Raw genomic sequence first — 20,072 nt, 5'->3', positions numbered from 1 at the left:
CCGCGCATTGTCCCTGCGCGCTCAGGCGACGCCGTTCTTGCGGAACCAGGCGAGGCACTTGGCCCAGCCGTCGTCGGCGGCGGCCTTGCGATAGCTGGGCCGGTAGTCGGCGTGGAAGGCGTGCGGCGTGTCGGGGTAGACGACGAACTCGCTCTTCAGGTTGCCGGCCGCCTTCAGCGCCGCTTCCAGCTGCGTCAGCGTCTCGACCGGGATGCCCGTGTCGGCCGCGCCGTACAGACCCAGCACCGGCGCCTTGATGCTGGCGGCGCGTTCGACGATGGTCTTGTCGCCGGGGTGGTAGCTGCGCGCCACCGGGCCGTACCAGGCCACGCCCGCCGTCAGCTTGGGGTTGTGGGCGGCATAGGCCCAGGTGGTGCGCCCGCCCCAGCAGAAGCCGGTGATGCCCAGCTTCGCCGTGTCGCCACCGTTGGCTGCGGCCCAGGCGCCGGCGGCGTCCAGGTCGGCGTTCACCTGCGCGTCGCTTGCCTTGCTGACGACCTCGCTGATGAGCTTAGGGATGTCCGTGTAGGCGCCGGCATTGCCGTGTCGCGCGAACAGCTCGGGCGCGATGGCCAGATAGCCCTGCTTGGCGAAGCGCCTGCAGACGTCGGCGATGTGCTCGTGTACGCCAAAGATCTCGCTGGCCACCAGGATGACCGGCAGGTTCTTCTTGCCTGCCGGCTGGGCGTGGTAGGCCGGCATCTTGAAATCGCCCACCGGGATGGTGACGCTGCCCGCTTCCAGGCCTGCCGCGTCRGTTGCGATGGTCTGCGCCGTCACCGGCAGCACGGCCGCCGCGAAGCCACTGCCCACGGCCGTCTGCACGAAGCCACGGCGACTGAAATCGCGTCCGGGGGCGAGGCTGTCGATCTCTTCTTTCAACATGAGGGCTCCTGGGGGGCAGGGTTACAGAGGAGCGTCAAATTTTGCCCCGACAATCCGCGCCCATGACGACGCGCCCCGACCCGAACAGCCAACCCTGGGCCTCCATCGACATCGGTTCCAACAGCTTCCGGCTGGAACTGGCCCGCCTCAGCGGCGAGCGCTACCAGCGCGTCACCTACATCAAGGAGAGCGTGCGCCTGGGCGCTGGCCTCGATGCCGAGGGCATGCTGACCGAGGACGCCATGCAGCGCGGACTGGACTGCCTGACGGCCTTCGGCGAGCAGCTCGTCGGCATCCCGCCCGAGCGCATCCGTGCCGTCGCCACGCAGACGCTGCGCGAGGCGCGCAACCGCAACGCCTTCCTCGCCCGCGCCGAGGCCGCGCTGGGCCATCCTGTGGAGGTTATCTCCGGCCGCGAGGAGGCCCGCCTGATCTTTGCCGGCGTGGCCCGCCTGCAGCCGTCGGACAAGGCGCGACTGGTCATCGACATCGGCGGCCGCTCCACCGAGATGATCCTCGGCAAGGGCCGCAAGCCGCTGCTGGCCGAGTCCTTCGGCGTCGGCAGCGTCGGCCTGTCCATGCGCTTCTTTGCCGATGGCGTCTACACGGCCGAGGCCTTCCGCGCTGCCCAGGTGGCGGCCGGCGCCGAGCTGGAAGAAGCGCTGACGCTGTTCCGCCCCGAGCTGTGGAAAGAGGCGCTGGGCTCGTCGGGCACGGTGGGCGCCGTGTCGCACATCCTCGCGGCCACGGGCCAGACCGACGGCCGCATCACGCAGGACGCGCTGCGCTGGTGCATCGCTCAATGCGTCGCCGCCGGCTCGCAGGACAAGCTGCAGCTGCCCGGCCTCAAGGACGACCGCCGCCCCGTCGTGGCCGGCGGCCTGTGCATCCTCTACACGCTGCTGACGCAGTTCGGCATCAAGGAGCTGCTGCCCACCAAGGGCGCACTGCGCCAGGGCGTCATCTTCGACCTGGCCGAGCGCCTGCTGCCCAGCGGCGCACGCGACCCGCGGGCCGGTTCCGTCGCCGAGCTGCAGCAGCGCTTCGGCGTCGACACCGCCCAGGCAGAGCGCGTCGCCACCCAGGCCGAGCAGCTCTACCGCCAGCTGGTGCCCAAACCCCTGCCCGAGCCGCTGCGCGAGCTGCGCTGGGCTGCGGCGTTGCACGAGGTGGGCATGCTGGTGTCGCACCACGACCATCACCGCCACAGCGCCTACGTCATCGGCCACGTCGATGCAGCGGGCTTCTCCACGAACCAGCTGCAACGCCTGGCCACGCTGGCGCTGGGCCAGCGCGGCGGGCTGCGCAAGCTGGAGTCACAACTGGCCGACGACAGCCTGCTGGACCCGCTCATCGCGCTACGCCTGGCCGTCATCCTCTGCCACGCGCGCACGCCGGTGCAGGCGGGCAGCCCGACGCTCGAACGTGCGGCCAGGCAGCTGACGCTGCGATTCCCCAAGAGCTGGTCCGGCGAGCAGGCGCGCACGCGCTATCTGCTGAAGGAAGAGGCCGAGGCCTGGGCACGAACGGGCTTGCTGGAACTGGCGATGGCGTAACGGCCGGCAACAGGCGCCCTGCTGTCACACGCTGACAGCGATGCTCGCGAGGATGTCATTCCTCAACCACGCGAGACCACCATGCTCAAGACCTACACCGGCAGCTGCCACTGCAAGGCCGTGCGCTTTGAAGTCGACCTCGACCTGGCCGAAGGCACCGGCCGCTGCAACTGCTCCATCTGCTTCAAGACGCGCAACTGGAGCGCCAGCACCAAGCCCGAGCACTTCCGGCTGCTGACGTCGGAAGACGCGCTGAGCGACTACCAGTTCGGCTCGGACAGCATCCACAACCTGTTCTGCAAGACCTGCGGCGTGCGCTCGTTCGGCCGTGGTCACATCGAGGAGATGGGCGGGCCTTTCGTGTCGGTGAAGGTCAACTGCCTGGACGACGCAACGCCCGAGGAGTTGATCGCCGCGCCGGTCACGTACTTCGACGGCCTGCACAACAACTGGTGGAACAAGCCGGAAGAGACAAGGCACCTCTGAACGCCGCATTTGCAGGTTTTTGGGCCGAGCGCCGGGCCGCTCCCAAGCCGGCCCGTTTGGCGATGTGCTTGCGGCTCGATGCCGCAAGCATCGCCGCCCCCTCGGGGGGCCGATCAGGCTCGCCCGCGTTCAGCGTGGCGAGACTGAGCGGGGGTCAAAGAGCATCCGGACCTTGCACCGCGTGCAACGTCACCTCGGGCTCGCCATCGCGCTGGCGCCAGCGCAGCCACCAGACAGCGCCCTTCTTGACGGGCCAGTCCTGCTCCACGCCGGCCAGCAGATGCGCCGCCAGCTGCCCCAGCGTCGGCTGATGCCCGCAGATCAGCACCGGCTCGCTGGCCTTGGGCCAGCGCGAGGCTTCGATCAGCGCCGCGATCGGCGCGTCCGGCGCCAGAGTCGGCACGACGCGCACTTCGCGACCCAGCGCGTCGGCCGTCTGGCGGCAGCGCAGCGCGGGGCTGACGAGCACGCGCGTCGTCGCTGCGAGCCGGTGGTTGAGCCAGGCCGCCATGCGCCGCGCCTGGCGCTCGCCCTTGGGCGTCAGCGCGCGCTGCAGGTCGTCTTGGCCTGGGGCAATGATCTCGGCTTCGGCGTGGCGCCAGAGGATCAGGTCCATGCGAATGCCCCTTATTCCGAAAACCTTCGCATCAGCGCCTGCTGAGCGCTGACGCCGTGGTCGCTGACGCGCACCGAGCGGCCATCCGGCCCGAGCTGCCAGGCGTCCATCGTGTCGTGCAGATAGGGCGTCAGCGCCTCGTCGATGACGCGCTGGCGCAGCTTGGGGTCGATCACCGGCCAGGCCACCTCGATGCGACGGAACATGTTGCGGCTCATCCAGTCGGCACTGGACAGGAACAACGCTTCGCCGCCATCACCTTCCCTTGGCTCAGCCCAGCGGAAATAGCAGATGCGCGAGTGCTCCAGGAAGCGGCCGACCACCGAGCGCACGACGATGTTCTCGCTGACACCCGGCAGGCCCGGCGGCAGCATGCAGGCGCCGCGCACGATCAGGTCCACCTTGGCGCCGGCCTGGGCCGCGCGCAGCAGGCCGTGGATGAGCTCGGCATCGGTCAGCGCATTGATCTTCACGACGACGCGCGCGCCCTTGTAGCCGCCCAGCGCCGCCGCCTCCACCAGGCCCAGCAACTCCACCATGCGGCTGTGCATGTTGAAGGGCGCCAGCAGCATGCGCCGCAGCGGCTTGAACTTGCCCAGTGAGGCGAGCTGGCGGAACACCGAGTCGGCATCGGCCGTCAGGTCGCCGTCGGCGGTCAGCAGGCCCAGGTCGGTGTATAGGCGCGCCGTCTTGGGGTTGTAGTTGCCGGTGGAGATATGGCCATAACGGCGTAACTTGCTGCCTTCGCGGCGCGTGATGAGCAGCAGCTTGGCGTGGGTCTTGTAGCCGACGATGCCGTACACCACCTGCGCGCCCACGGCCTCCAGCCGCTCGGCCCAGTTGATGTTGGCCTCTTCGTCAAAGCGTGCCTTCAGCTCCACGACGACCATGACCTCCTTGCCGCGCCGCGCGGCCTCGATGAGCAGGTCCATCAGCTCCGACTTGGCGCCGGCGCGGTAGATGGTTTGCTTGATGGCCAGCACGTCGGGGTCGTCCACGGCCTCGCGCAACATCGCCACGACGGGCTCGAAGCTCTCGAAGGGGTGATGCAGCAGCACGTCGCCCTTCTTGAGCTTCTCGAAGATGGATTTGTGGCGCGGCAGGCGGCCCGACGGCCAGGCCGGCTCATAGGGTTTGAAGCGCAGCGCGGGCGCGTCGGTCTGGTCGATCAGCTCGTTCAGGCGCACGAGGTTGACCGGGCCGTTGACGCGGTACAGCGCTGCGTTGGGCAGGCCGAATTGCTCCAGCAAAAACTCCGACAGCTCGGCCGGGCAGCTGTTGACAACCTCCAACCGCACCGCGCGGCCGAAATGGCGCGTCGTCAGCCCCGAGCGCAGCGCATGGCGCAGGTTGGCGAACTCTTCCTCGTCCACCTCCAGGTCGGAGTCGCGCGTGACGCGGAACTGCGAGAAAGCCTCGACCTTGCGGCCGGGGAACAGGTCCTCCAGGTGCGCGCGGATGACGCTGGTCAGCAGCGCAAAGGCCTGGCGGCCGTCGCTGAGATTGGCCGGCAGCTTGATGACGCGCGGCAGCACGCGCGGCACCTTGACGATGGCGATGCGGTTGTCGCGGCCAAAGGCGTCCTTGCCCGACAGGCGCGCGATGAAGTGAAGTGACTTGTTGGYCACCTGCGGGAAGGGGTGGGCCGGGTCCAGGCCCACGGGCACCAGCAGCGGCTTGACCTCGCGCTCGAAGTACTTGTCCACCCACTGCCGCTGCGGTCCGTCGCGGTCGGCATGGTTGAGCACGACGATGCGCTGCTTCAACAGCAGCGGCATGACCTGCTCGTTGAAGACGTGGTACTGCTCGTCGATCAGCGTATGCGCGGCGCGGCCGACACGGTCGACGTCCTGGCCTGTGACGGTGCTGAGCGGGTCGCGCGCCGCGTCCAGCATGTCGGCAAAGCGCACCTCGAAGAAYTCGTCGAGGTTGCTCGACACGATGCAGATGTAGCGCAGCCGTTCCAGCAGCGGCACGTCTGCGCGCTGCGCCTGGGCGAGCACGCGGCGGTTGAATTCAAGAATGGCGTGTTCGCGGTTGAGCAGCTTCAACGGAGTCGGGTCGGTCATGACGAAAAGTGTATGAAGGTTGTGTGACAACCGCTTGAAAAACCCCCCGGGATAATCCTGCTCATGCACCTGATGATTCCCCATGCCAGCGCCCTTGACGAGGCCGCGCGGCATGCGTTCTCCAGCCTGGCCCTGCCCAACCTGGCCACGCTGCTGAACCGGCTCAGCCCGGCCGAGACCTGGGGCAGCGACGAGTTCTCGCCCCAACCGCCCCACCACATTGCGCTGGCCGCCCTGCGCGGACAGGCGGAGCCAAGCGCTGCGGCCTGGGCGGTGGAGGCCGGGCCCGAGCTGAGCTGGGCGCTGATGACGCCGGTGCATCTGGCCGTGGGCAGCGACGGCGTGGACGTGCTGCCCCCGGCCGCGCTGAACCTGTCGGAGTCCGACGCGGCCCGCTTCACCGCGCTGCTGCGCGAGCTGTGGCCCGAGAGCGAAGGCTGGCAATGGCGGCTGCTGGACGCGACGCACTGGGCCATCGGCCATGCGACGGCGCTGGACGGCGTGCAGGCCACCAGCATCGAACGCGCTGCGGGCCAACCCATCGAACCCTGGCTGCCGCAAAGCCGCCTGCTGCGCCGCTGGCAGAACGAGGCGCAGATGCTGATGCACGGCCATGCGCTGAACGAGGAACGTGAGGCGCGCGGCGAGCATGCGATCAACTCGGTGTGGATAGGCGACATCGGTCGAAGCAACGGCAAGCCGGCCGACGTGACCGTCGACGCCCGCCTGACCGAGCCGCTGCTGAATGGCGACCTTGCCGCCTGGGCCGAGGCCTGGCAGCGGCTGGACGCCGGGCCACTGGCTCAACCACTGACCGGCCTGACGCTGTGCGGCGAGCGCTTCGCGCGTCACTTCACAGCACAGCCCCTGTCGCTGATCGAGAAGCTGAAGCGCCGCTGGCAGGCGCCCGATATAGCCGCCACGTTGGAGGCGCTATGAACTCGCCCAAGCTCGTTGAACGCGAAGTCCCGCCGCGCACCGCCTGGGCGCTGGAGCAGGCCGGCGTCGCGCCGCTGCTGGCCCGCCTGCTGGCCTCCCGTGGCGTGCGCGAGGCCAGCGAGCTGGATGAAAGCCTGGCCCAGCTGCTGCCGCCCACCGACCTCAAGGGCCTGCCTGAAGCCGGCAGGCTGCTGGCCGACGCCATCCAGAACGGCGAGCGCCTCGTCATCGTCGCCGACTACGACTGCGACGGCGCCACCGCCTGCGCCGTCATGCTGCGCGGCCTGCGGCTGCTGGGCGCGCGGCCCGACCAGCTCGGCTACGTCGTCCCCGACCGCGCCGTGCACGGCTACGGCCTGACGCCGACCATCGTCGACCTCGCGCTGGAGCAATCACCCACGCTGCTTGTCACCGTCGACAACGGCATCGCCAGCCTCGCCGGCGTGGCCCACGCCCGCGCGCTGGGGCTCAAGGTCTTGGTGACCGACCACCACCTGCCCGCCCTGGTCGACGGCGTCATCGTCGTCCCCGAGGCCGAGGCCATCGTCAACCCCAACCAGCCCGGCTGCACCTTTGCGAGCAAGTCGCTGGCCGGCGTGGGCGTAGCCTTCTACGTGCTGATGGGCCTGCGCGCGGAGTTGCGTTCGCGTGGCGCCTTCACCGAGGTACCCCGGTTGGATGGCCTGCTCGACCTCGTGGCGCTGGGCACCGTCGCCGACGTCGTCAAGCTCGACGCCAACAACCGCCGCCTCGTCGCGCAAGGCCTGAAGCGCATGCGGGCCGGCCGGGCCCAGCCGGGCGTGATGGCCCTGTTCTCGGCAGCGAAGTGCGATGCCAGCAAGGCCCATAGCTACAACCTCGGCTTTGCGCTCGGCCCCCGCATCAACGCAGCGGGCCGCCTGGCCGACATGACGCTGGGCATAGAAACGCTGACCACCGACGACCCCGAGCGCGCGCTCGAACTCGCGACCCAGCTCGACACCATCAACCGCGAGCGCCGCGAGATCGAGAGCGGCATGCGCGAGATGGCCGAGGCGCGGCTGGATGGGCTGATCGAGGCACTTTCCGGCGCGCTGCCACCGGCCGTGGCGCTGTTCGACGCCGACTTCCACGAAGGCGTCGTCGGCATCGTCGCGTCGCGTATCAAGGACCGCGTGCACCGCCCCACCTTCGTCTTCGCACGCGGCGCGGACGGCCACCTGAAGGGCTCAGGTCGCTCCATCCCGGGCTTCCACCTGCGCGACGCGCTGGACCTCGTCAGCAAGCGCGAGCCCGACCTGCTCGCCAAGTTCGGCGGCCATGCGATGGCGGCTGGCGCGACGCTGGCGGTCGACGACATCAACCGCTTCGCGCTGGCCTTCGCCCGCGTCGCCGAGGAATGGTTGAACGAGCAGGACCTGACCCGCACGCTACGCCACGACGGAGCCCTGCCCGCCGAGGCCGCCACGGCTGAGACCGCGCGCCTGCTGGACGCCCAGGTCTGGGGCCAGGGCTTCGAGGCGCCGGTGTTCTGCGACCGCTTCGAGGTGATCTCGCAGCGGCTGGTGGGCGAGAAGCACCTGAAGCTGCGCCTGCGCCAGGGCGGCAAGCTCATCGACGCGATCTGGTTCAACCACGTGGACATGCTGCCCGAGCGCGCCACGCTGGCCTACCGGCTCAGCCTGGACGAATGGCAGGGTCAGCAGCGGGTGCAATACCTTGTCGAGGCTCAGGCAACGACCGCGACTCCTTAAACTCGGGGCGTGAAGCTCGATCCCTCGCTCAACGCCGACCTGCACTGCCACTCTGTCGTCTCGGACGGCACGCTGACGCCCGAGGCGCTGGCCGAGCGCGCCAAGGCGGGCGGGGTGCAGCTCTGGTCGCTGACCGACCATGACGAGATCGGTGGCCAGGCCCGAGCCATCGCAGCGGCCAAGGCGAACGGCCTGGCCTACCTGACCGGCACCGAGATCTCGGTCAGCTTCGCCGGCCGCGTGGTGCACATCGTCGGCCTGGGCTTCGACCATGAAGCGCCTGAGATCATCAACGGCCTGCGCACCACCCGCGGTGGCCGCGAGCCGCGAGCCCGCGAGATGGCGGCGGGCCTGGCGGCGGTGGGCATTCACGGCGCCTTCGAGGGCTCGCTGAAATACGTCGGCAACCCCGACCTTATCTCGCGCACCCACTTCGCGCGCTTCCTGGTGGATGCCGGCCATTGCAGCGACATCCCCGAGGTCTTCCGCCGCTTCCTGACCGAAGGCAAGCCGGGTTTCGTGGCGCACAAGTGGGCCGCGCTGAAAGACGCGGTGGGCTGGATCACGCGGGCCGGCGGTGTCGCCGTCATCGCCCATCCGGGCCGCTACGACTTCACACCGACGGAGGAGTACGCGCTGATCACCGAGTTCATCGGCCATGGCGGGCGCGGCATCGAGGTCGTCACCGGCAGCCACACGCCGAACGAGTTCGTGAAGTACACCGACACGGCGCTGGAGTTCGGCCTGCTGGCCTCGCGCGGCTCGGACTTCCATTCCCCCGACGAGAGCCGCATCGACCTCGGCGCGCTGCCGCCGCTGGCTGCCAAGCTCACGCCCGTCTGGGCCGAGCTGGCCGCGCGCATCCACTGACCAACGGTTAAGCCTGCGCCTGCGCCGCGCCGGCCCACCGCGACAGGCTGGGCCGCGCCTGCAGCAAGCCGTGCAGGTCCAACACCCGGGCGGGCCGGGCTGCCGGCAGCGGCCCCGCGTCCAGCGCGACGTCCAGCGCCCCTTGCCAGTTGGCCGGCAGGTCATCGACGGATTCCGCAACGGCTTCGGGCAGCGCGATCAGCAAGGCCTCGTCGAGCAGGTCGAGCAGCCCTTGCACGGCCGCATGGCCGCCGAAATGCAGCACGCTCGCGCCGCCGGCAACGGATGCCAGGCGCCTGGGCACACGCCGTGTGCTGCGCAGCACGAAGGCCGTCGTCCCGTCGCCGGCGTCGCGGATCGCCCGGAAGGCGCGGTCATCGACATGCAGGTAGGTGGCCGACTGCGCCAGATCGCGGTAGAGAAGCGCGACGGGCGCGCGGTCCGCTTCCGCGCAGCGACGCAACCGGTCCGTCGCCGACTTGTCATCCAGCCGGCAGACCAGGCCATAGCCCGCCGCCGTGGGCACCGCCGCCACGTCGCCGGCCTGGATCTGCCTGGCAACGTACTGCAGGAACCGGCTCTGCGGGTTCTGCGGATGGACCTCGTAACGAAGGAAGCGTGGCATGGCCCACAGTAGCCGGGCAGGCCCTGGGCCCGGCGTCAGACAACATCGCGCCACCGCGCCGGAGGAAGGCGGCACACTGCTTGCCCGTCTCCCGGCGCGCCGGTATACGCTTGCATCAGCATCCAGTTCCCGCTCCCTCCCATGGCTCAGCTCTTTGAAGTCCACCCCGACAACCCGCAGCCGCGCTTTCTGCGCCAGGCCGCGCAGATGCTGCAGGCCGGCGGCCTGGGCGCGATCCCGACGGACTCCAGCTATGCCTTCGTCTGCCGCCTGGACGACAAGACCGCCGCCGAAGCGCTGCGGCGCGTGCGCGGCGTGGACGACAAGCACCACCTGACGCTGCTGTGCCGCGACCTGTCCGAGCTGGCCAACTACGCGATGGTCGACAACCGCCAGTACCGCCTGCTCAAGCTCGCCACCCCCGGCGCCTACACCTTCATCCTGCCGGCCACCAAGGAAGTGCCGCGGCGCCTGTCCCACCCCAGCCGCCGCACCATCGGCCTGCGCGTGCCCGACCACCGCGTCACGCAGGACCTGCTGGCGCTGTTCGGCGAACCGCTGCTGTCGACGACGCTGATCCCGCCGGGCGACAGCGAGCCGATGAACGACGCCGCCGACGTGTGCGCCCGGTTGGACCGTCAGCTCCAGTTCGTGCTGGACGCCGGCGCCTGCCCTGCCCAGCCCACGACGGTGCTGGATCTGAGCCAGGGCGACGAGCCCGTGCTGGTGCGCCAGGGGCGGGGCGACCTTGCCCGGCTCGGCATTCACGTCGACTAGTACCGTTTGCTGGGTTTCCCGCAGCTCATCCATCCGTCTTGCAGTTCATCCAGCGCCACCCGCGCTTGATCGCAGGCCCCTGGAAGCGAGTGGCCGTGATGACGAAACTGACTCCATCGAACAAGCAATCACGCGGTTCGAAACCCACCGAACGGAGTCCATCATGAGCCTGCAAACCACCTTCTTCGCCGCCGCCGTTACGACCGTGGCCCTGGCCTTCTCTGCTGTTGCCCACGCCGCACCGCAAGAGATCGTCAAGCTGGAACGTGTCGTCATCACCGGCAAGGCCACCCGGGACATCGCCCAACTGCCCCGCGTCGTGGTGACCGGCTACGCCGTCCGCGAAGTGGCCCAGCTGCCGCGCGTCGTCGTCACCGGCTACAGCGATGCCACGCTGCTGCGCAACACCACACTGGCCGCCGCCAAGACCGGCACGAAGCGCATCTGAGACCGGCGCCTTCCCATGCGAATGACGCCTTTTTCCACCGCCGCCGAGCCGAATCGCCAGCGCTGCTGAGTCAGCGTTGCCGATTCGGCTCGGTCTATTTCAGGATTTCCAGCAGCCGCGCGCGGTCAAAGCCGATGACGCGCTGGCCGCGCACGACGAGCGTTGGCGTGCCCATGCCGCCAAGGGCCAGGTAGTCGGCCCGGCATTGCGCGTCACGCTCGATGAAGCATTCATTGAACGGCACGCCCTGCTGCGTCATCCAGCGCCGCGCGGCCAGGCAGTAGGGGCAGGTCTCGGACGAGATCATGCGGATGTCGCCCGGCTTGGCACGCTGGGCCAGCAACTCGCCGTCCTGTACCGCGACATGGCCGCGCCAGGCCCAGGAGGCCAGCGCGGTAGCGCCCACGACGACAAACAGCGAGAGCGGTGGCCACTTCATGGCCCGACTCTAGAGGTTGATCAATACACCTCGGGCACGATGAGGTTGTCCGGCACCGGGTTGCGCAGATAGTCCTCACGCCGCTCGCGCGCCGGCAACTCGATGTCGGCGTGCGGCACTTCCTCGTAGGGCATCTGGCTCAGCAGGTGGTGGATGCAGTTCAGCCGCGCGCGCTTCTTGTCGTCGGCTGGCACGACCCACCACGGCGACTCCGGCGTGTGGGTGCGCTCCAGCATTACCTCCTTGGCGTGGGTGTAGGCCTCCCAACGGCGGCGCGACTCCAGGTCCATTGGGCTGAGCTTCCACTGCTTCAGCGGGTCGTGGATGCGGCCCAGGAAGCGCACGCGCTGCTCGTCATCGCTGATCGAGAACCAGTACTTGATGAGCTGGATGCCTGAGCGCTGCAGCATGCGTTCGAACTCGGGCGCCGAACGGAAGAACTCCTCGTACTGGTCGTCGGTGCAGAAGCCCATCACGCGCTCGACGCCRGCGCGGTTATACCAACTGCGGTCGAACAGCACGATCTCGCCCGCCGCCGGCAGGTGCGACACATAGCGCTGGAAATACCACTGCGTGCGCTCGCGGTCGTTGGGCGCCGGCAGCGCGGCGACGCGGCAGACGCGCGGGTTCAGCCGCTGCGTGATGCGCTTGATGACGCCGCCCTTGCCCGCCGCGTCGCGGCCCTCGAACAGGATGACGACCTTGTGGCCCGTGTGCTGCACCCAGTCCTGCAGCTTGACCAGCTCGCTCTGCAGCCGGAACAGCTCGCGGAAATAACGCTTTCGTTCAGAGGACGCCTCGTCGCTGGGCATCACGCCGTGCTCGCGGTCTTCCAGTTCAAGCTCCAGCTCTTCGTCGAAATCGTCCTGCAGGTCGCGATGAATGCGCTTCACCAGCTCGTCTTCGATGTGGCTCATGGTGGCTCCCGGCCGCGACAGCGGCTCATGCCGCCAGCCTAGCGCTGCGACATGGCGACCCTGTGACAGCAAGGGACTTGACGAATGCGTTTACAGCCGTAATCATTGGTCATCGTTTACAGGCGTAATCATGAAGAAAGCCACTCCACCGCCCATCAGCGAGGCCGAAGCCCAGGTCATGCAGGAGCTCTGGACCCGCTCGCCCCAGGGCGCCGATGAGATCGCCGCCACGCTGGGCCCGCGCCAGGGCTGGCAGCTGGCCACCGTGAAGACGCTGCTGAACCGCCTGCTCAACAAGGGCGCCGTCACCGCCGAGCGCGACGGCCGGCGCTTCCTGTATGCCCCCGCCGTGCCCGAGGACGCCTGGTTGGCCGACACCGGCCTGTCGCTGATCGACCGCCTGTTCGGCGGCCGCCTGGCGCCGCTGGTGGCGCAGTTCGCGTCGGAGCGCAAGTTGAAGCCCGAGGACGTGGCGGCGCTGAAGGCGCTGCTGAAGGAGCAGGGGCATGAGTGAGCGGCTGCTGGCAGTGCTGTTGCAGCAGGCCTTGCTGCTGAGCGCGGCCGTCGTGCTGATGGCGGCGTTGCGGCCGCTGCTGCTGAAGCGCCTGGGCGCGGGCAGCGTCTACGCGGCCTGGCTGCTGGTGCCGGCGCTGTCGCTGGCACCGCTGCTGCCTCGGCCGGCGCAGGAGCCGCTGCGCGTGGTGCTGCAAGCCACGGGCAGTACTGAGGCACTGGCCGGGCCCGCGCTACCGGCGCCGCCGCCCGATCAGGCCTTGATCTGGCTGGCGCTGTGGCTGGGCGGCGCGGCGCTCGTTGCAGCGACTCAAACCTGGCGGCAATGGCGCCTGACGCGCATGGGCCGGCACCTGCCGGCCGGCAGCAGCCCCGCCCTCGTCGGCCTGCTGCGGCCCCGGGTCGCGCTGCCCGTCGACTTCGAACAGCGCTTCTCGCCCGCCGAACGCGAGCTGATCCTGGCCCACGAGCAGGTGCATCGCGACCGGCTGGACAACCTCTGGAACCTGCTCGCCTGCGCGCTGACGGCGCTGCACTGGTGGAACCCACTGGCCTGGTGGGCCGCGCGCCGGCTGCGGGCCGACCAAGAACTCGCTTGCGACGCCGCGGTGCTCGCCACCCGGCCCGGCGCGCTGGTTGACTACACGCAAGCGCTGCTGGCGGCCCACAACCTCACGCACCACGGCGCGCCGATAGCCAGCCGCTGGGGCACGACCCATCCCCTCGTCGAAAGGATTGCGATGCTCAACYGCCCCCTGCCCCTGAACCGCCGCAAAGCATTGCTGCTCACGTTTGGGGTGACCGCCGTGTCGTCATTGGCCTACGCCGCTGCCAGCCCGGCACCGGCAGGGACGCGCTACATCGAACTGCAGCTCCTGGTGGAGCGCAGCTTGGTCAGAGCCGGCAGCACGGACAGCCTGAAAACCGGCATCCAAACTCGGCTGATCGGGCGCGACGGCGAGCGCATGAAGCTGCGTCTGGACGCCATACCAGCCGACCAGCCGGACTGGACAACCGAGGTGCTTTGGATAGAGCTGCAGCCCCAGATCAACAAGGAAGCCAACGCGGTCCTGATCAAGACGCAGATCCGCCGCGGCGACCCCGGCGTGGAACTGGGCCATCCCAGTGTGATGTCCGCCTGGGGCACCAAGGCGCGCATCGAGATCGGCCGGCCGGAGCCCGGCGAGAAGCTGGTGCTGGAGCTGACGCCCACGGAGCTGCCCGCCGACTACCAGCCGCCGAAGAACATCTTCTGATCCGGGAGGCCGCTACAGTGCCGCTTCCCTGAAGCCAGCCCTCCCCTTTGCGATGAGCCTCGCCGACCTCCGTTCGGCCCTGAACGCCGAGCTGTCGGCCACGCCCGAGTACTACGACTTCAAGGTGCTGCACAGCGAGCGCGACGGCGTGCTGTGGCGGGTGACGCTGGAGCCCGGCTATGTGTTTGCTGAAGGCCAGAGGCCCGGCGCCGCCTCGGCCCAGGCGCTGCTGGACGACAGCCTGGACGGCGCCAGCGCCTGGTGGGGTGCACCGGCCAAGGGCGGCGCCAGCGTGCTGGCCGTGCTGGCGGAAGACGACCAGCTCATGCTGCAAAACGCCAGCGGCCCGCCGCCACCGGCCGGGCATCTGATCCGCCTMTACCCGACGCGCTTCCTGAACGCGGTGGCCGACGCCTGGTGGGACACGCCCTGGGCCGAGCAGGCGTTGGCCTGCCTGCCCGACTTGTCGAGCCCGCAGCCGTTGCACAGCGGAGCGGCATTGACGGGCGAGCCCTTCCGCTGGCTGCGTCCGGCGCAGCGCGCGGCGCTCGCCTTGGCCGGCTTCAGCAGCGGCTTCCTGTGGGGCCCGCCGGGCACGGGCAAGACGACCACGCTGGGCGTGCTGCTGGCCGAGTACCTGGACCGCCAGCCGCAGGCCCGCGTACTGCTGCTGTCCACCACCAACCAGGCGGTGGACCAGGCCACGCTAGCCGTCGACAAGGCCTTGCACAAGGGCCGCCGCGAGCCTCTGCGCGCAGAGGTGCAACGCCTGGGCACGCGCTTCGACGCGGCCGCCTATGACGGGCGCGAACACCTGATCCCGACGCAGGACCGCGAACTCATCACCCGCCTTGCGCGCGCTGAAAGCGCCCGGCCGTCGGCCCGCGACGCCCTCGCGCTGAAGGCCTGGGCCGACCGCGTGGCCGCGCTGCGCGACGAGCTGCGCAGCGCGTCGCTGAAGGTCTTGCAGCGCTGCCGGCTGGCCAGCATGACCACCACACGCGCCGCCTTCACGCTCAAGACGCTGCGCGAGCTAAGCGCCGACGGCGAGCCGCCCTTCGACCTGCTGGTGTTCGACGAAGCCAGCCAGGTCAGCCTGGCGCATGCGCTGGTGCTGATGCCACTGGGCCGCGCGCGGCTGTTCGCGGGCGACCCGCAGCAGCTGTCGCCCGTGCTGCGCAGCGACGACCGCCTGGCGCGCCGCTGGCTGGGCCGCTCGGCGTTTGCGGAGATGCCTCGCGCGGGTGCGTCGGTGGCGCTGCTGGACGAGCAGTCGCGCATGGCGCCGCCCATTGGCGAGCTGGTCAGCCAGCTGTTCTACGACGGCGCGCTGCGGGTGGCGGCCGATGCGGCGGCGTCACCCGACTGGCAGGCGGCCCGGCAGAGCGCCTTGGGAGACATTGCCGCCAACGTGCATGTCCACATCCACCGCGTGAAGGCCGATGGCGGCTGGGTGGCCGCCGAGCGCGGGCCGGTGCGGCGCGAGTCGGCGGAGGCGATTGCGGCGCTGGTGGAGCAGGCACTGGCCAGCGGCCAATGGCAGCCCGAGGAATTGATCGTGCTGACGCCGTTCCGCGCCCAGCGCGCGCTGATCCGCCAGCGGCTGCGCGCGCGGGGTCTGCCGGAGCAGTTGCGCGTCAGCACCGTGCACCGCGCCCAGGGCAGCGAGGCGCCGGTGGTGCTGTTCGACCCGGCCGACGGCGCCCAGCCCTTCCTGCATGGCGAGGAGGCCCAGCGCCTGCTCAATGTGGGCTTGAGCCGGGCGCAGGCCAAGCTGGTGCTGTTCGTGTCGGGCGCCGATGCGGCCAGCCCGCTGCTGGCTCCACTGATGCAGCGACTGCGGCTGGCGGGCGACACGCGGGCGGTGACGCCGCTGCTGGCGCTGGCCCGCGAGCCGGGCTTTCCGGCCAATGCACTGGGCCAGCGCGTCAGCGCCGGGCGGCACGAGGGCGAGGTGGCGCGCATCAGCGCCGATGGCCGTCAGTTCTGGCTGGTCAACGCGCGCACTGGCGCGGAGCAGCTGATCGACGTGGCGTTCTGGCGCCAGCGCGCGCAGGCCCTCCCCGCTTAGACGGCCGCTGTGACGAGGATCTCGACCTTCCACTCCGGCCGTGCCAGGCCGGCGATGACGGTGGCGCGCGGCGGCGTGTGGCCGGCGGAGACCCAGGCTTCCCACGCGGTGTTCATGCCGGCGAAGTCGGCACGGTCAGCCAGAAAGATCTGCGCGCGCAGGATGCGGCCCTTGTTCGTGCCGGCGCGCTCCAGCAGCTTGTCGATGGCGGCCAGCACCTGGGTCGTCTGGCCTTCGATGCCAACGCTGGTGTCCTCGGGCACCTGGCCGGCCAGGTAGGCCACGCCGTTGTGCACGGCCATTTCGGACATGCGGGCGCCAACGTCGAAGCGCTCGATTYCTTGCTTGCTCATGATTTCTTCCTGGTCTTGTGGGGTTTGACGGTTGCGGTGGCGGCCTTGGCGCCGAGCTTGCTCTCGGTGCCGGCCAGCAGCTTCTTGATGTTGGCCTGGTGGCGCCACGCCAGCAGCAGACCCATGATGATCAGGGCCAGCGCCGTGGGGCCGGCTTCCCAAATGAGCAACTGATACATCGGCGCGAACGCGGCAGACACGATGGCCGCGAGCGAGGAATAGCGGCTGAACCAGGCAATGATGAGCCAGGTCGCCAGCGTCGCAACCCCTAGCAGGGGGTTCAGCCCGAAGATGACGCCGGCCGCCGTGGCCACGCCCTTGCCACCCTGGAAGCGGAAGAACACCGGGTAGAGATGGCCCAGGAAGGCCGCCAGGCCGACCATCGCCGCCGTGCCTTCTTCCAGGCCGTGGCGCGGGCCCCAGATCAGCACGGCCAGCACCGGCAAGTAGCCCTTGAGGGCGTCGAACACCAGCGTCAGGACGGCGGCGACCTTGTTGCCCGAGCGCAGCACATTGGTGGCGCCGGGGTTGCCGGAGCCATAGCTGCGCGGGTCTGACAAGCCCATCGCGCGGCTGACGATGACGGCGAAGGACAGCGAGCCGATCAGGTAGCCACCGACGGCGGCGAGCAGGGGGAAAAGAGTCTCTTGCATGGCCTCATTGTCCGTTGGCGCAATGCACCGGGCGTGCGCCCAGCAGCTCCGTGAGAACCCTGGGCGCGATGCCGACGAGGTAGCCGCGCCGCCCACCGTTGATGCAGATCTTCTCCAGTTCCAGGATGCTCGCCTCGACGAACACCGGCATGGCCTTGCGCACGCCGAAGGGCGAGGTGCCGCCCACCTGGTAGCCGCTGTGGCGCTGCGCCACCTCAGGCTTGCAGGGCTCGACCTTCTTGCATGGGATCTGCCGCGCCAACTCCTTGAGGCTGACCGAGCAGTCGCCATGCATCAGCACGATCAGCGGCTCGGCCTTCTCGTCCTGCATCACCAGCGTCTTGACGACGGCGTGCTCGTCCACGCCCAGCTGTTTGGCCGACTCCGCCGTGCCGCCATGGTCGACGTAGTCGTAGACATGCTCGGTGAAGGCGATGCCGGCGCGCTTGAGCTGCTGGGTGGCGGGGGTCTCGCTGACGTGGGCGGTCTTCTTGCTCATCCCCTCATTCTCGGAGAGGTGAATGATTCTGTTGCGAGGCAACTAATTATTGTTTTACAGTAAGTTTCCCTTGCCCAGACGCCGCCGCCATGCCCGACTCCTTTTCCGCCGACGGCCTGCGCCGCATCCGCCGCCTGGCCTGGATCGTGCGGCTGCTGTGCCTGTTCGGCGTCGTGGTCATCGGCACCCTGCCCTTCATCTTCTGGGCGCAGCCCGAGTGGGTAGCCGAGGTGGCCTCTCGCACCTGGAACCTCAGCAAACTGCAGCTCGACATGGGCTCGCGGCTCTGGGGCCTGGCGGCGTCCATGGTGCCAACCACGGTCAGCTTGTTCACGCTGTGGCAGATGTGGGCGCTGTTCGGCTGCTTTGCTCAAGGCGAGCTGCTGGCGCGCCAGCCGGCCCAGCATCTGCGTCGCTTGGGCCTGGGCCTGTGCGCCACGGCGGCCGCCCAGCCGATGGGCCACACGCTGGCCATCCTGGCGGTGACCTGGGGCAACCCGGTGGGCGAACGCCAGTTCTGGTTCGGGCTGTCATCGGATCATTACCTCGCGCTGCTGTTCGGGCTACTGCTGCTGGCTTTGGCTCAAGTGCTTCACGAAGCCGCCCGCGTCGCCGACGAGAACGCCGAGTTCATCTGATGCCCATCGTCGTCACCCTCGACGTCATGCTCGCGCGCCGCAAGATGCGCTCGCGCGAACTGGCCGAGCGGGTGGGCATCACCGAGGCGAACCTGTCGCTGCTGAAGAGCGGCAAGGTGCGCGGCGTGCGCTTCGACACGCTGTCGCGCATCTGCGAAGTCCTGCAATGCCAGCCCGGCGACCTGCTCGCCTGGGAGCCCGGGCCGGAGCCCAATGCCGGTGGCGACAGCGACCCGGACTGACCCCGCCCGGCACATCACCCATTCCGCCTCCCCACTCGACACCGCCCATGCGACCTTTGCTGCTTCCCGCCTTGTTGCTCGCCACCGCCRCCGTCACTGCATCTGCCCAGACCCCGAACGAAGTGCTGCCTCCGGTCAGGACCGAGCTCAAGCGCGACGGCAGCGTGCTGCCCTATGGCCAGATCAACAGCCTGCTCAGCAAGCTGCGCCAGCATGGCGAGGGCCTGTTCCGCATGGACTTCAAGGTCAACGCCGAGAAGACCAAGCGCCCCCTGGCCGAGGTGCGCATGGCCGTGCGCAGCGACGACACCGACTACCCCCTCAAGCTGGACGCGGAAGGCCGCTTCGACCTGCCCGTGCTGCCCGAGGCCGAAGCCAAGACCGCCGACCTGGCCACCAACACGGCCAAGGGCGAGCTGGCCGTGCAGGGCCTGCTGGAACTCACCACACCGCCCGAACAGCTGGATATGGCCAAGGTGCGCCAGATCATGCGCGTGGCGCGCACGCTGCGTGAGGAGCTGCTGCCCTGGTATTTGCGCTGGCTGTTCCCGCGCATCCAGGGCGTGCTCATCTGCAGCGCCACGCCGACCTGGGAGCTGGAGTGGCAGGAGAACGGCAAGCTGCTGGGCCTGCCACTGCCGCAGGCCGCAGGCGAGCGCGAGCCCAGCACCAAGAAGGGCGAGAAGAGCCGCCCCTGCACGGTCTTGACCGGCCAGGAGAACTGGCCCGACGCGGCCCGCCTGCTGCCACCGGCTGGCACGAAGCTCGGCGTCAAGCTGTAGAGCCGGTGAACCACCGCTGGGCCGCCCGCATCCTCGTCGTGGCGCTGCATGCGGCGCTGCTGGCGGCGCTGTGGCTGCACCGGCCCGGCAGTCTGGGCCCCGAGCGGGACCGGCGCGCCACCACCGTCCAGCTCATCCTGCCCAAGCTGCGCGAGCCGCCGCCGCCCGACGCGTCCCGGATGAARCCGCCGCCGAGCCCGGCCGCCGCGCCGGTCATCGTGCCGCCGCCCTTCAGCATCGAGGCGCCGCCGGCCGATGCGGCCACGGCCGTCGCGCCCGTGACTGCCACCGCGCCACCCGCCGAGCCGCCTCGCAGCACGCTGCGCCTCATGCTGCCGCCGGGCTATGCCGCGTCGACCGCGGCGGCGCGCAACCCGGCGCTCAACGACCCGCGCAGCAACACGCCACGCCCGACGCTCGAAGACCGCATCGCCGATGCGACCGGCGGCGCGGGCGCCTGGGTGGAGGAGCCGGTCGACAACCACTCTCTCGTGGTCGGCGCCTTGGGCGATCACCGCACCGTCATGCGACGCGGCAACACCTGTGTCGAGGTCTTCCGCTCGCGCATCGCCGATTCCGACCCCTTCAACAGCAGCGTCGCGCCGCGCACGGTACCCATGGTGGGCAAGTCCTATACCTGCAAGGGCCCTGGGCGCTGACATACTGCGCGCCAAACAAGTCAGGGAAGACAAGGGAGAGGGCCAG

General features: G+C 69.5%; 23 protein-coding genes. 14 read left to right on the top strand and 9 right to left on the bottom strand.

The features are described from left to right. Positions 1–21: 21 nt before the first annotated feature. Positions 22–885 (bottom strand): dienelactone hydrolase family protein, encoded by an 864-nt coding sequence (locus tag ACXRVZ_RS16805; RefSeq protein ID WP_457425237.1) that lies wholly within the window; start codon positions 883–885, stop codon positions 22–24. 62 nt (positions 886–947) lie between these two features. Here ACXRVZ_RS16805 and ACXRVZ_RS16800 point away from each other — a divergent pair, with 62 nt between their 5' ends. Further along, positions 948–2,441: a Ppx/GppA phosphatase family protein gene (locus ACXRVZ_RS16800; protein WP_457425235.1), complete on the top strand. Its 1,494-nt coding sequence runs from the start codon at positions 948–950 to the stop codon at positions 2,439–2,441. Positions 2,442–2,522: 81 nt separating this feature from the next. After that, a complete protein-coding gene (locus tag ACXRVZ_RS16795) occupies positions 2,523–2,927 on the top strand; it encodes a GFA family protein (RefSeq protein ID WP_457425233.1) in 405 nt (134 codons plus the stop codon). Positions 2,928–3,081: 154 nt separating this feature from the next. Here the strand turns inward: ACXRVZ_RS16795 and ACXRVZ_RS16790 are convergent, their stop codons facing one another. Continuing rightward, complete coding sequence (locus tag ACXRVZ_RS16790) at positions 3,082–3,543, bottom strand: SixA phosphatase family protein (RefSeq protein WP_457425231.1); 462 nt, start codon at positions 3,541–3,543, stop codon at positions 3,082–3,084. 11 nt (positions 3,544–3,554) lie between these two features. After that, positions 3,555–5,612 (bottom strand): polyphosphate kinase 1, encoded by a 2,058-nt coding sequence (gene ppk1, locus ACXRVZ_RS16785; RefSeq protein ID WP_458232599.1) that lies wholly within the window; start codon positions 5,610–5,612, stop codon positions 3,555–3,557. Between the two features lie 63 nt (positions 5,613–5,675). On the opposite strand from ppk1, the gene ACXRVZ_RS16780 reads away from it, so the two are divergent. The 3 genes from ACXRVZ_RS16780 to ACXRVZ_RS16770 are packed head-to-tail and all read left to right on the top strand — an operon-like array spanning position 5,676 to position 9,154. After that, the gene (locus ACXRVZ_RS16780) at positions 5,676–6,551 is read left to right on the top strand and encodes a hypothetical protein (RefSeq protein ID WP_457425227.1); all 876 of its coding nucleotides are present in this window, start codon (positions 5,676–5,678) and stop codon (positions 6,549–6,551) included. Then, positions 6,548–8,284, top strand: a complete 1,737-nt coding sequence (gene recJ / locus ACXRVZ_RS16775) for a single-stranded-DNA-specific exonuclease RecJ (RefSeq protein ID WP_457425225.1) — start codon at positions 6,548–6,550, stop codon at positions 8,282–8,284. Before ACXRVZ_RS16780 ends, recJ begins: the two co-directional genes overlap by 4 nt. A gap of 9 nt (positions 8,285–8,293) precedes the next feature. After that, complete coding sequence (locus tag ACXRVZ_RS16770) at positions 8,294–9,154, top strand: 3',5'-nucleoside bisphosphate phosphatase (protein WP_457425223.1); 861 nt, start codon at positions 8,294–8,296, stop codon at positions 9,152–9,154. 7 nt (positions 9,155–9,161) lie between these two features. Here ACXRVZ_RS16770 and ACXRVZ_RS16765 read toward each other — a convergent pair whose 3' ends face one another. Further along, positions 9,162–9,779, bottom strand: coding sequence for a Sua5/YciO/YrdC/YwlC family protein (locus tag ACXRVZ_RS16765; RefSeq protein WP_457425221.1), 618 nt, complete (start codon positions 9,777–9,779; stop codon positions 9,162–9,164). 141 nt (positions 9,780–9,920) lie between these two features. Here ACXRVZ_RS16765 and ACXRVZ_RS16760 point away from each other — a divergent pair, with 141 nt between their 5' ends. Both ACXRVZ_RS16760 and ACXRVZ_RS16755 read left to right on the top strand, forming a co-directional pair. After that, positions 9,921–10,556 (top strand): L-threonylcarbamoyladenylate synthase, encoded by a 636-nt coding sequence (locus tag ACXRVZ_RS16760; protein WP_457425219.1) that lies wholly within the window; start codon positions 9,921–9,923, stop codon positions 10,554–10,556. A gap of 163 nt (positions 10,557–10,719) precedes the next feature. Next, a complete protein-coding gene (locus tag ACXRVZ_RS16755) occupies positions 10,720–11,004 on the top strand; it encodes a hypothetical protein (protein WP_457425217.1) in 285 nt (94 codons plus the stop codon). A gap of 94 nt (positions 11,005–11,098) precedes the next feature. Here the strand turns inward: ACXRVZ_RS16755 and ACXRVZ_RS16750 are convergent, their stop codons facing one another. Continuing rightward, the gene (locus tag ACXRVZ_RS16750; RefSeq protein WP_457425215.1) at positions 11,099–11,443 is read right to left on the bottom strand and encodes a glutaredoxin family protein; all 345 of its coding nucleotides are present in this window, start codon (positions 11,441–11,443) and stop codon (positions 11,099–11,101) included. Between the two features lie 20 nt (positions 11,444–11,463). Next, positions 11,464–12,360: a polyphosphate kinase 2 gene (gene ppk2, locus ACXRVZ_RS16745; RefSeq protein ID WP_457425213.1), complete on the bottom strand. Its 897-nt coding sequence runs from the start codon at positions 12,358–12,360 to the stop codon at positions 11,464–11,466. Positions 12,361–12,490: 130 nt separating this feature from the next. Between ppk2 and ACXRVZ_RS16740 the strand changes: the two genes are divergently transcribed. From ACXRVZ_RS16740 to ACXRVZ_RS16730, 3 genes are read left to right on the top strand one after another with little or no spacing between them, the layout of a single operon-like run. Further along, complete coding sequence (locus tag ACXRVZ_RS16740; RefSeq protein ID WP_457425211.1) at positions 12,491–12,874, top strand: BlaI/MecI/CopY family transcriptional regulator; 384 nt, start codon at positions 12,491–12,493, stop codon at positions 12,872–12,874. Beyond that, on the top strand, positions 12,867–14,129 hold the full coding sequence (locus ACXRVZ_RS16735; protein ID WP_458232598.1) for a M56 family metallopeptidase: 1,263 nt from the start codon (positions 12,867–12,869) through the stop codon (positions 14,127–14,129). Before ACXRVZ_RS16740 ends, ACXRVZ_RS16735 begins: the two co-directional genes overlap by 8 nt. Before the next feature lie 52 nt (positions 14,130–14,181). Then, positions 14,182–16,200 (top strand): DEAD/DEAH box helicase, encoded by a 2,019-nt coding sequence (locus ACXRVZ_RS16730; RefSeq protein WP_457425207.1) that lies wholly within the window; start codon positions 14,182–14,184, stop codon positions 16,198–16,200. Here ACXRVZ_RS16730 and ACXRVZ_RS16725 read toward each other — a convergent pair. From ACXRVZ_RS16725 to ybaK, 3 genes are read right to left on the bottom strand one after another with little or no spacing between them, the layout of a single operon-like run. Then, the gene (locus ACXRVZ_RS16725; protein WP_458232597.1) at positions 16,197–16,553 is read right to left on the bottom strand and encodes a RidA family protein; all 357 of its coding nucleotides are present in this window, start codon (positions 16,551–16,553) and stop codon (positions 16,197–16,199) included. The genes ACXRVZ_RS16730 and ACXRVZ_RS16725 overlap by 4 nt on opposite strands. Further along, positions 16,550–17,206 (bottom strand): glycerol-3-phosphate 1-O-acyltransferase PlsY, encoded by a 657-nt coding sequence (plsY, locus tag ACXRVZ_RS16720; protein ID WP_457425203.1) that lies wholly within the window; start codon positions 17,204–17,206, stop codon positions 16,550–16,552. Before plsY ends, ACXRVZ_RS16725 begins: the two co-directional genes overlap by 4 nt. Positions 17,207–17,210: 4 nt before the next feature. Next, complete coding sequence (ybaK, locus tag ACXRVZ_RS16715) at positions 17,211–17,705, bottom strand: Cys-tRNA(Pro) deacylase (protein WP_457425201.1); 495 nt, start codon at positions 17,703–17,705, stop codon at positions 17,211–17,213. 89 nt (positions 17,706–17,794) lie between these two features. Between ybaK and ACXRVZ_RS16710 the strand changes: the two genes are divergently transcribed. Genes ACXRVZ_RS16710 through ACXRVZ_RS16695 form a run of 4 tightly spaced genes read left to right on the top strand, consistent with a single transcriptional unit; the run spans position 17,795 to position 20,026 of the window. Next, positions 17,795–18,343, top strand: coding sequence for a DUF2975 domain-containing protein (locus tag ACXRVZ_RS16710; protein WP_457425199.1), 549 nt, complete (start codon positions 17,795–17,797; stop codon positions 18,341–18,343). Further along, positions 18,343–18,585, top strand: coding sequence for a helix-turn-helix domain-containing protein (locus ACXRVZ_RS16705; protein ID WP_457425197.1), 243 nt, complete (start codon positions 18,343–18,345; stop codon positions 18,583–18,585). Before ACXRVZ_RS16710 ends, ACXRVZ_RS16705 begins: the two co-directional genes overlap by 1 nt. A 47-nt stretch (positions 18,586–18,632) precedes the next feature. Beyond that, positions 18,633–19,367 (top strand): DUF2987 domain-containing protein, encoded by a 735-nt coding sequence (locus tag ACXRVZ_RS16700; protein ID WP_458232596.1) that lies wholly within the window; start codon positions 18,633–18,635, stop codon positions 19,365–19,367. 5 nt (positions 19,368–19,372) lie between these two features. Further along, on the top strand, positions 19,373–20,026 hold the full coding sequence (locus ACXRVZ_RS16695) for a hypothetical protein (protein WP_458232595.1): 654 nt from the start codon (positions 19,373–19,375) through the stop codon (positions 20,024–20,026). The last annotated feature ends 46 nt before the right edge of the window (positions 20,027–20,072 follow it).

The organism is Roseateles sp. P5_E8 (assembly GCF_054177665.1).
This window is presented reverse-complemented; position numbering and strand designations above follow the sequence as displayed.

What these genes read in the sequence shown, in the direction of transcription:
- plsY (WP_457425203.1), bottom strand. Translation starts at nt 17,206, where the DNA reads ATGCAAGAGACTCTTTTCCCCCTGCTCGCCGCCGTCGGTGGCTACCTG.
- ACXRVZ_RS16790 (WP_457425231.1), bottom strand. Translation starts at nt 3,543, where the DNA reads ATGGACCTGATCCTCTGGCGCCACGCCGAAGCCGAGATCATTGCCCCA.
- ACXRVZ_RS16795 (WP_457425233.1), top strand. Translation starts at nt 2,523, where the DNA reads ATGCTCAAGACCTACACCGGCAGCTGCCACTGCAAGGCCGTGCGCTTT.
- ACXRVZ_RS16750 (WP_457425215.1), bottom strand. Translation starts at nt 11,443, where the DNA reads ATGAAGTGGCCACCGCTCTCGCTGTTTGTCGTCGTGGGCGCTACCGCG.
- ACXRVZ_RS16760 (WP_457425219.1), top strand. Translation starts at nt 9,921, where the DNA reads ATGGCTCAGCTCTTTGAAGTCCACCCCGACAACCCGCAGCCGCGCTTT.
- ACXRVZ_RS16740 (WP_457425211.1), top strand. Translation starts at nt 12,491, where the DNA reads ATGAAGAAAGCCACTCCACCGCCCATCAGCGAGGCCGAAGCCCAGGTC.
- ybaK (WP_457425201.1), bottom strand. Translation starts at nt 17,705, where the DNA reads ATGAGCAAGAAGACCGCCCACGTCAGCGAGACCCCCGCCACCCAGCAG.
- ACXRVZ_RS16765 (WP_457425221.1), bottom strand. Translation starts at nt 9,779, where the DNA reads ATGCCACGCTTCCTTCGTTACGAGGTCCATCCGCAGAACCCGCAGAGC.
- ACXRVZ_RS16755 (WP_457425217.1), top strand. Translation starts at nt 10,720, where the DNA reads ATGAGCCTGCAAACCACCTTCTTCGCCGCCGCCGTTACGACCGTGGCC.
- ACXRVZ_RS16710 (WP_457425199.1), top strand. Translation starts at nt 17,795, where the DNA reads ATGCCCGACTCCTTTTCCGCCGACGGCCTGCGCCGCATCCGCCGCCTG.
- ACXRVZ_RS16780 (WP_457425227.1), top strand. Translation starts at nt 5,676, where the DNA reads ATGCACCTGATGATTCCCCATGCCAGCGCCCTTGACGAGGCCGCGCGG.
- ACXRVZ_RS16705 (WP_457425197.1), top strand. Translation starts at nt 18,343, where the DNA reads ATGCCCATCGTCGTCACCCTCGACGTCATGCTCGCGCGCCGCAAGATG.
- ACXRVZ_RS16800 (WP_457425235.1), top strand. Translation starts at nt 948, where the DNA reads ATGACGACGCGCCCCGACCCGAACAGCCAACCCTGGGCCTCCATCGAC.
- recJ (WP_457425225.1), top strand. Translation starts at nt 6,548, where the DNA reads ATGAACTCGCCCAAGCTCGTTGAACGCGAAGTCCCGCCGCGCACCGCC.